The organism is Actinomyces sp. ICM39 (assembly GCF_000282935.1).
In the GTDB taxonomy this organism is placed as follows: Bacteria; Actinomycetota; Actinomycetes; order Actinomycetales; family Actinomycetaceae; genus Pauljensenia; species Pauljensenia odontolytica_B.
The window spans coordinates 1-9,414 of sequence record NZ_ALCB01000064.1 but is presented as its reverse complement, the minus strand read 5'-3'; the positions used below and the strand labels follow the sequence as shown (position 1 = coordinate 9,414).

Below are 9,414 nucleotides of genomic sequence, written 5' to 3'. Positions count from 1 at the left end.
TGCCCGACGCCCACGCCGCGCCGTCCGCCCCCAGGGTGACCATGACGTGCTTGGGGCCGAGGCCTCGCAGCGCCCGCGCGACGCCGATCGCCTCCGTGGGGCTGGCGGGGGCGGGCATGCCGAGCGTCAAGCCTGCCTCCGTTTCGTTGACGACGAGGATGTCGACGCGGGCCATGAATGCGGCGTCGGTGGGGCGTGCGGGAGCCAGGTTGAGCAGGACGCGCGCGCCGAAGGAGTGGGCCCACGCGAGGGCGGTGGCGTTCGCCTCGGCGGGGATCTCTGCCTGCAGGACGACGATGTCGGCGGGGGAGGGGAACAACGAGGCCTTGGCTGGCTCGACCGTTACGGTGGCGTTAGCGCCGGCGTCCAGGATGATCGTGTTCTCCCCGGAGGCGGCGACGGTGATGAGGGCGGTCCCGGAAGGGCCCTCGACCTCGCGCAGGTGCGTCACATCGACCCCGTGGGAGGCCAGGTCGGAGCGCAGGCGCTGGCCCGAGGGGTCGGAGCCGACGGCGCCCACGAATGCGACGGCGACGCCCGAGTGTGCGGCGGCGGCGGCCTGGTTCGCGCCCTTGCCGCCCAGGCTGTAGGTCAGGGACGAGCCGGAGAGTGTTTCGCCGGGGTGGGGGAAGCGGTCGACCGTGACCGTGACGTCCTGGTTGATAGAACCGACGACGATGACGCGTTCCATGAGGGCTCCTTTGCGAGTGGTTGCTCCATTGTGCCACGTCGCGCGGCTGATGATGTGCGCTTCGACACCTTGTTGACGGGGTGTTCGGTGGGCTGCAGGCGATGTCGCTGGTTAAGCGTTGCTTTATTTGGATGCTAGTTTCCTGCAATACTGCTAAATCTTTGATTTGTGGTGAACTAATCGCCGTGCGCACGCTTCGGTTCTTCATCTCATCACGCGCGGCAGGCCCCACCTGCCGCGTCAACACTGTACCCTCACAGGTGATCCGCGGGGCTGCCTCGGCCCCCGCGGTCAACGTGCGCACCATCGCGACCGACGGTGAACTGGCCGACGGCCCCGCGCGGGTCCTTCTCCCGCTCCTCGGCATCTACGCGCTCGGCACCGTCTCCCTGCAGGGATTCAACCTCGTCTACCTGCGCGTCGCCCAGGACATCGGGGCTGGGGACGCCTCTGGCCTCATCACCGCGATCCCGGGAATCGTCCTCGGCGTCGCCTGCTTCCTGTACGGAACCCTCGGAGATTTCATTCCGCTGCGTCGCATCGTCGACGTAGGGATCGCGCTGATCGTTGCCGGTTCCCTGCTCGGCTTCGCTTTCTCCTCGTCCCTGGTTGGTGTCATCATCGCTCGTGCCCTCCAGACACTGGGATACCAGGCCGCCGCCTCTGCGTACATGATCCTGGCCACCGCCATCCGTGACCCGAAGAAACGAGGACTCTACGTCGGCCTCATGTGCGCCGCCTTCCAGGGGGGCACTGCGATCGGCATGCTGTCCGGCGGAATCCTCGCCGACATCAACTGGGCGCTCCTCCTCCTCATTCCCCTTGTCGGCCTCGCATTCCTGCCCATCATGGGGCGCCGAGTCCCCGCGCGCGCCCGCGCCGGGCGCGTCGACGTCGTCGGCCTCGCGATCTTCTCCTCGCTGGCCCTGCTGCTCACCCTGGTCGCTGCGAACCCGCGCTGGTGGCTCATCGCCGGCCTCGCCCTCGGCGGCGTTCTCTTCTGGCGCTACATCGGGCGTGCGCGCGCCCCCTTCATCACGCGTTCCTTCTTCACGAACGTTCCGTGGGCGCGCTCGATCAGCCTCATCCTGATCGTCTACTGCATGAACTTCACGGTCGCGCCCCTCATGAACGGCATTGGTGCCGCCAACTACGGGCTCACCCCCGCGCAGGTGTCCGTGCGCCTGCTGCCCGCCTACTGCGTCGCCCTGGCCACCGCCATGACCTCGGGTGCGATCATGTCCCGCATCGGGCGCGGGCGGACCGTGCGTGCGTGCGTCAGCCTCATCCTCGCGGGTACCGTCCTCATCGCGCTGTGCATGAGCATGGGGCCGTGGGTTATCACGGCCGCCATGTGCTTCATCTACGCGGGCTTCGGCGCCCTGTTTACGCCCATCTACGACACGGTCTTCGCAACCGTTGCTCCGGGGCAGAACGGGCGCGCCGTCGCCATGAACGACCTCGCAATGCAGGGCAGCGCCGCGATCGGTATCGGCGTGTTCACGCCGATGCTCGCATCGGGTGCCTTCCGGGCCATCGCCCTCGTCTGCGTCCTCGCCGCTGCGACCGGCATCGCCGGGGACTGGGTGCACGAATACCTGTACCACCGCGGGCGCTGACCCGTTCGCTCACCTGCGGCGCACAAGGCCGCGCTCCGCGCCGCCGTGAGCGGTAGGAGGGTTCAGGCGAGGACGGTGAGGGGCTTTGTGGGTCGCAGGGGTGTCTTATTTGGGGGGAGTGAGGACCATCCAGTCGGGTCTACGGTCGGGAATATCGGCGACTTGCATGGGGTCCTGTGTCGAGCCGTCAGATTTCAGTGGTTGTGTCTCGTAGCCGAAGGACGCGCGCGTGGATTCGCGGACGTATACGTTGACGGTGACCCCATAGGTTGGATTCTCCGCAACAATCCGTGTTTCATTTCCGTCCTCTACTGTTTTCTTTTCTGTTGCCCGTATTGTGAATCCGAGGGGTGCCAGATGGGATTTGACGACGGCCTGCACTTTGTGCGCATCGTTCTCGACAAACAAAATCGTAGGGGACGTGAGTGTATAGAGTTGCGTGTCGCGTACCGGCTGGCTGGAGATAAAGTCCCAGCTTTGGCGTTGGCTGAAGTTACTCTCGTTGATGAGTTCGTTGCGCACCTGGATGAGGGTGGGTTCAATGTCGCGGCCGACGGCCTCGATTGACTCCATCCGCCCGGCCTTTTGAAGCGCCTCATCTGCCCATGATTGCCGCCCTACAGTCACGGGGAAAAACGGTGCGCACGCAGCCGTGCACAGCGCCAGGAGGGCGCAGGTGAGGAGCGCGAGTGGTCGCGCTCCCTGGCGTGCTGCTGTTCCTTGTGTCATCCCTGTCCTGCGGGTGGGAGGTTGGGGTCGAACCAGTCGGGGATGCGTCCGGGCTGGTCGATCATCTGCGGCGGGTTGCCAGTGGACCCGTCCGTTGGAGTGTCCTGTGTGTAGTAGTAGGTGGAGGTTTGCTCGCCCAGTCGTGTCGTCGCGGAGACCGCGGCGTGGTATTCCTCGTTAGTCCACACGTAGTCAACGATCTCAACTCCGCCGGAGGTCCAGCGATCTTCGGAGAGCTCGAATCCGAGGGGCAGCAAGCGCTTGTTGTAAGTATCGCGGATGAGGTCGGTGTCCAGCTCGGTGAAGAAGAACATGCGCGAATGGAACGAGCAGATGGTCTTGCCATCTTTGTCATAAGTGTCGATCGAGTAGCTGTTCTTGTATGCCATGAAGTTCTCGGCGGTGACGAGCTCGTTGCGCGCGGCGATGATGGCGGGCTCGAGGTCACGCTGGAAGGCCTCGACGGATTTAACCTGGGGGCTAAGCGGGTTCATGGATCCTCCAAAAAAAGGTGCGCACGCGGCGCATGCGATGGTTGATGCGAGTGCGAGAAGGGCCGAGAAGAGCTTCCTCATACGTTTGGTTTGCCTCCAATGACACTGGCAATGTCACGGTTCGCCTGGGTGTCTTTTCTGAAGTAGGAGCTGTGTTTATCAAAAAGAGGCATCAAAGAAGTTGGAACGGTCTTTCCGGAGAGGTGCTTATAGCCTGGCATTTTGGTCGGGTTCTTGCCGAACGAGTCATCTGGACCCAAGCCCTGCACAACGTCCTCCAGATATGGGGCTGCACTGACGTACGTGTGTCCTTCGGGGACGTGGAACTCGGCCACGTCCTGAACGCCTGAGCCGGGCGAACCGAATTGGACGAGATCGTCGATGACGCCGTCTCCGACCAGTGTTGCAGCTATACCCGCGGTGGTTGAGCCGTAAGAGTGGGCGGCGACAGTGATATGGGCGTCGCCTGCCCCGTGCTCGCGCGCCGCGTCAATGCCGGTCAGGAAGCCGGAGAGCTTCTTGGCACCCGCCTGAGCCATGTCGGTATTTGACGCTTCGAGGACACCGGGAGGCGCGTCGTATCCGAAGAACTCGACCATCGCGACTTTTTGTCCGGGGCCTGCTGCCTTTTCTGCCGCTTCGCGCATGACTTTGGCGTGACCGTCGTACTCCTGGATAGAGCCTGCGACGCTCGTCGTCATGCCGGGAACGATGACACCGATATGATCGGCGTCATCCGGATTATTCTGCGAGACGGCCGCGAGGATATTCGGTCCGCTCGCGTCAAGCTGCATCAGGAAGCGAGGAACGCCGTCGGAGTCCCGCTTGAGGGTCTTGTCAATTTCATCAAGAGCCTTGACACGAGCTGATAGGCGCATGAATTCTTCAAATTCCGGGCCGCTCATGTGGGGGTTCATCTTCGCGACGAACGCGTCCAGCTCTTCCTTTGCTTGCTTCTGGAGCCGTGGCAGCATGATCCGGTTCGCCTGGTTGCGCGACGTGTAGTCGACGCCCTCAAGGTTGCCGATGATGTCTGGGTGCTGGTTAATCATCCACTGCTTGTCATCGTCGGACAGGGAATTCCACCAAGACGCGTTTTCCTGTGCAGAGGCTCCGGCGGGAGGTAAGGTGGGGCGACTCTTGATCGTCGTGGAGTAGTGTACGTGGTTATCGAAAGTACCTGCCTCAAGGGAGGCTAGCTTCTGTGAGAGAGAATCGACGAGTTTCTGTGCCTGCGTGAGGGCAGTGTTGACACGCTTCTGTGCGGTGTCGACCATGTACTTGATATCGAGGATATTCTTCCCCGCCTTTTTGAGCCTCTTCACCTGCGCTGCGTCTATTGACACGTTCCCACTCGAGTCAATAGTCATATTCCAGGACTGTGCCAGCTGCTTTGCGTCGTCTGCGTTCGCGCGAACTTCGTTGATGCCCTGAGCGCCCTCAGAGGCGATCTCGGCTGAGCTGATGAGGAAGTTGACTTCCTTCTCGATAGCCGTAATCTGCTTGCGCAGTGCGGCCTTGGCTGCCTTGACCGTTTGGCCCGAACCGGTGAGGCTATTCAATGGTGATGCAAGGGCTTCGCCAACGGACTGCAGCTTGCGTTGATTGCTATCACACTCCGCTGCGTACGTCTGCAGCGGCGCGGATTCCCATTGCTGAATGTCTGTCCAGTTCACGGCTTCATCACCGAACCCAGGGCGTCCGTGCCCGTCGGGGCGTGCGCGCCCGGCGTGTAGGAATCATTGCTCATCGTGGCCTCCGCTGAAACGGTGAGTAGTGCTGTCAGTCATCCTATCTGACAGATGGTCGTTTTTCATCACCCGAGGAGACCCTGCGAGCGCAAGGAGCCCCGGCCTCGTCAATGAAAACCTAGGAAATTACGAGGGCAAGGGCCGCGAGGATACTCCAGGAGAGCGTGAAAAAACCGGTGTTGCGTAGCACCGCGATGAGCTCGCGGCCCGAGGCGCCGGTAAGGACCGGCAGGCTCACACCAACCGCCCAGGCGGCCGTGCCCACGCCCAGCGCGCACGTCGTCAGCGGATGCAAACCGACCGCAGCGCCGAGGGCCACGATCATCGCGACCGGAAGCCACGCGCACGCCGCAAACACCCAGCGCGACGCCCGGTCGCCCAGGCGCACGGCCGCCGTCATCTTGCCGGACTCGCGGTCCGTCGGAATGTCACGAATGTTATTGGCCATCAGCAGCGCCACCGACAGCAGGCCCAGCGCCGAGGCGCTCATCCACAGCCACCACGGAGCCGACTGCACCTGTGTCCACGTCGTACCCACGCACGCCAGTAGACCGAAGAACACGAAGACCATGAGCTCGGACAGGCCGATGCCCATGTACGCGTAGGGATGCTTGCCGCCCGTGTAGAACCACGCGGCCACAACCGCCGCGGCGCCCGCAGCGATCAGCCACCACGTGCCAGAAATCGCGACCAGCGCGAGGCCCGCGACCCCGGCCAGCGCGAACGACCCCAGCGCTGCCGCGAAGACCGTCTTCGGCTTGGCGAGGCCGCCGCCCGTCAGGCGAGCAGGCCCCTTGCGATTGTCGTCCGTCCCGCGAATGCCATCCGAATAATCGTTCGCGTAATTGACTCCCACCTGCAGCGCCAGCGCGACCAGAAGCGCCAGGGACGCGCGCGCCGCGCTGAAGCCCCCCAGGTAGTGCGCGGCGGCAGAACCCACGATCACGGGCGCGGCGGCGGCAGGGAGGGTGCGCAGGCGAGCGCCTTCAATCCAGTCAGAAACGGAAGCCATGCCCACCAGTGTAGTTGGAGCGGGCGCGGGTCCGGGAAACGGATTAGCGCACCCACTCCCGCTCGGTGCCCGAGGCCTCGGCCGCAGCCTGCGCGGCGGCGGCGCGGTCGATCTTATCGAAGCCCAGGTAGGGGAGGGACTCGACGGCCACAATCCGGCGAGGAGCCTGCGCGCGCCCAATGTGCGCCGCCGCATGCTCGCGGATCGCAGAGCCGAGCTCCGCCATCTCCAACGAATCCGACGGCACCTGCTCGGGGACCACCAGCGCGGTCACCACGTGGCCCCACTTCTCATCCGGGGTCGCCATGATCCACGCATCCGACACGCCCTCGAAGGAACGCACCGCGCGGCGCACCGGACCCGGCGCGATCGACAAGCCACCCGAGACGATCACGTCGTCCGCGCGACCACGCACCTCCACCGTCCCCGAAGCCCGGATAATGCCCAGGTCCCCGGTGAGCAGCCAACGATGGCCACCCTCGTCGAAGAAGGGGCTCTCCGCGTCCAGGTAGCGCGTCATGAGCGTCGGGCCGTGGATCGCCAGGCGCGTGCGCCCATCCCAATCCACCGCGCGCACCGACGTGCCCGGCAGGGGCTTGCCGTCGTACACGCAGCCGCCCGCCGTCTCCGTCATGCCGTAGGTGAGGCGCACCTTCAGGCCCGCCTCGGTGGCGCGGGCGAGCAGCTGCTGGTTCGTCGCCGCCCCGCCCACGAGGATCGCCGCCAGCGAGCGCATCGGCCCCACGACCTCCTCGCCAGCGTCGAGGCACTGGGCGAGCTGGGTGGGCACGAGCGACAGGTAGCCGGGCATCTCATCCTGCGTGGCGCCCTGAATCGCAGGTAGGAGCGCGCGCGGGTCGAAGCCCTCGGAGGTGTCAACGATCTGCGGGTTCGTCTCCGCGACCGCCGCGCGCAGCAGGATCATCGCGCCCGCGATGTGGTGCGCCGGCATCGCCAGAATCCAACGGCCCGGGCCCTCCAGGGCGAGCTCGGTGGTCTTCGCCGAGGCCATGAGGGCCTCGATCGACAGGCCGACGAGGCGGGGGCTTCCCGCGCTCGACCCCGACGTCGGGACGACCAGGTCAATGCCGTCGAAGAAATTCGGGTCCGCGTTGATTGCCTCGGCGAGGCCGGGGTAGCGGTCCTGAGGGAAAGCCTCCTCGGGGGTCACCGCAGAGCCGCGCAGCGTCGCCGGGGGCACATCCTCCGGGGCGCGCAGGATCACGACCGTGTGCGGCGCCGGATGATTCGGATCCGCCTGGCGCTCCTCGTAGAGCTCCACGAGCTTATGAATCGACGCATTCGCCAGGGCGACAGCGCCAATAGCGGTGCCTCCCGGCACAACAAGAAGTCGCGGCGCAGCCATGATGAGCCTCCCAAAGTCGACGGCGAACGCATATACAACCAGGATAAGCTCTTGCGTTCTCGCAGGTAGCAGGGGGCCTCGCGGCAAAAATCACGTTTGTCGGTTGAAATGGCTAGATTGCGCGCAATTCCTTGTGGCAGATAACGCAGCTGAAAATTCAACGGAATTTCCGCGTGGGCATGCATGAGGTTATACGATAGGGAACGATGCTCAAAAAACTATCCTTGAAAACCAGATGGGCGATTGGCGTCGTGAGCGCCCTCGTCCTCCTCGTCGTCTGCGCCGGCGTCGTCTACGCCGCCAACTACTCCGGACGCGCCCTGCCGGGCACGACCGTCGCCGGCACGTCCGTCGCGGGCATGACCCGCGACCAGGTGATCTCCGCCGTCAACGAGCGTGCCGACGCCGCGACCGTCACGCTCACCGTCGAAGGCAAGACCACCGAGGCCTCGCTCAACGAAGCAGGTATCACGGTCGAAGCTGACGAGACCGCCGACGCCGCCATGAAGGGCTCCACATCCCTTCCCGCGTTCGTCAGCGCCCTCTTCTCCGAGCGCGATATCGAGCCCGTCGTCACCGTCAGTGAAGAGTCCATCAAGAAGCTCGCCGCGACCGCGAACTCGACCCTCACCTCGGAAATGAAGGACGCTGCGGTCGTTGTTGCCGAGGACGGCGAATCCTTCACCTTCACCCCCGCGCAGAACGGAAACGGCGTGTCCACAGAGGACGTCGCCTCCGCCGTCAAGCAGGCGGGCGCCACCCTCACCTCCGTCACCCAGGACGTGAGCGTGAGTGAGATGCAACCCTCCATCACCACCGAGAACGCGCAGGCCGTCGCCGAGAAGGCCAACGCCCTCCTGGAGACGAGCATCGAAATCTCCGACGGCATCGACACCTTTGCCGCCGAGCGCTCCGACAAGGTCAAGTGGGTCGAATTCCTCACCAAGGATGACGGCAGCCTCGAGGACCCGTCCATCAACTCCGTCAAGGTCGCCGACTGGGTCAACGCGCTGGCCGCAAAGACCGACGTCAAGCCCGAGAACCGCGTCGACAACGTCGACTCCGCGGGCAACGTCCTGACCGTCGCCCGCGAAGGCAAGAAGGGCCTCAAGACCAACAACACCGAGCAGATCACCAAGGACGTCGTCGCCGCCATGACCGACGGCAAGGCGTACGAGGGCCTGTTCCACTACGACGACGTCGAGCCCGGCTCCGAGACCAAGCAGGTCGCCGAAGGCACCGAAAACCTGGTCTACCAGGCAGCCGAAGGCGAGAAGTGGGTCGACATTAACCTCTCCGACAACTCCGTCACCGCCTACATCGGCGGCAAGGTCGCCGGCGGCCCCTTCTACATGGTTCCCGGCGCTCCCGAGACGCCCACCATCGTCGGCACCTTCCACGTGTACCTCAAGTACGACGTGCAGACCATGCGCGGCGAGAACGCCGACGGCACCAAGTATGAGACCGAAGGCGTCCCGTGGGTCACCTACTTCAGCGGTGGGTACGCGATGCACGGCGCCCCCTGGCGCTCCTCCTTCGGCTGGAGCGGCTACGGAGGCTCCCACGGCTGCGTGAACATGCCCGTCGACGCGGCGAAGTTCATCTACGACTGGACCGACATGGGCGACACGGTGGTCGTACACTACTGACGCGCGTCGCGCGCTGCTGATCACCTGTCGCGCAGCGCCGACACCTGTCGTGCAGCGCCGACAACCACTGAGCACCGAGGGCGGGCCGGAACCGAGAGGTTCC

General features: G+C 64.6%; 8 protein-coding genes. 2 read left to right on the top strand and 6 right to left on the bottom strand.

All coding sequences use genetic code 11. The features are described 5' to 3' along the window. A partial coding sequence (locus tag HMPREF1137_RS03575) for a ribokinase (protein WP_007589023.1) occupies positions 1-691 on the bottom strand: 691 nt, incomplete at its 3' end. A 185-nt stretch (positions 692-876) separates the two neighbouring features. On the opposite strand from HMPREF1137_RS03575, the gene HMPREF1137_RS03570 reads away from it, so the two are divergent. Next, a complete protein-coding gene (locus HMPREF1137_RS03570) occupies positions 877-2,310 on the top strand; it encodes an MFS transporter (protein WP_007589029.1) in 1,434 nt (477 codons plus the stop codon). Between the two features lie 105 nt (positions 2,311-2,415). On the opposite strand, the gene HMPREF1137_RS03565 is transcribed toward HMPREF1137_RS03570, so the two are convergent. The 5 genes from HMPREF1137_RS03565 to HMPREF1137_RS03545 form a co-directional block, all read right to left on the bottom strand. Continuing rightward, complete coding sequence (locus tag HMPREF1137_RS03565) at positions 2,416-2,883, bottom strand: DUF4853 domain-containing protein (RefSeq protein ID WP_007589031.1); 468 nt, start codon at positions 2,881-2,883, stop codon at positions 2,416-2,418. A 152-nt stretch (positions 2,884-3,035) separates the two neighbouring features. Then, positions 3,036-3,533, bottom strand: coding sequence for a DUF4853 domain-containing protein (locus HMPREF1137_RS03560; protein WP_007589020.1), 498 nt, complete (start codon positions 3,531-3,533; stop codon positions 3,036-3,038). Between the two features lie 77 nt (positions 3,534-3,610). Further along, complete coding sequence (locus HMPREF1137_RS03555) at positions 3,611-5,209, bottom strand: alpha/beta hydrolase (protein WP_007589026.1); 1,599 nt, start codon at positions 5,207-5,209, stop codon at positions 3,611-3,613. Between the two features lie 193 nt (positions 5,210-5,402). Then, complete coding sequence (locus HMPREF1137_RS03550; RefSeq protein WP_007589030.1) at positions 5,403-6,296, bottom strand: 1,4-dihydroxy-2-naphthoate polyprenyltransferase; 894 nt, start codon at positions 6,294-6,296, stop codon at positions 5,403-5,405. A gap of 43 nt (positions 6,297-6,339) precedes the next feature. Continuing rightward, positions 6,340-7,662, bottom strand: coding sequence for an AMP-binding protein (locus tag HMPREF1137_RS03545; RefSeq protein ID WP_007589027.1), 1,323 nt, complete (start codon positions 7,660-7,662; stop codon positions 6,340-6,342). Positions 7,663-7,868: 206 nt separating this feature from the next. Between HMPREF1137_RS03545 and HMPREF1137_RS03540 the strand changes: the two genes are divergently transcribed. Next, positions 7,869-9,311, top strand: coding sequence for a L,D-transpeptidase family protein (locus tag HMPREF1137_RS03540; RefSeq protein WP_007589025.1), 1,443 nt, complete (start codon positions 7,869-7,871; stop codon positions 9,309-9,311). Positions 9,312-9,414 lie beyond the last annotated feature (103 nt).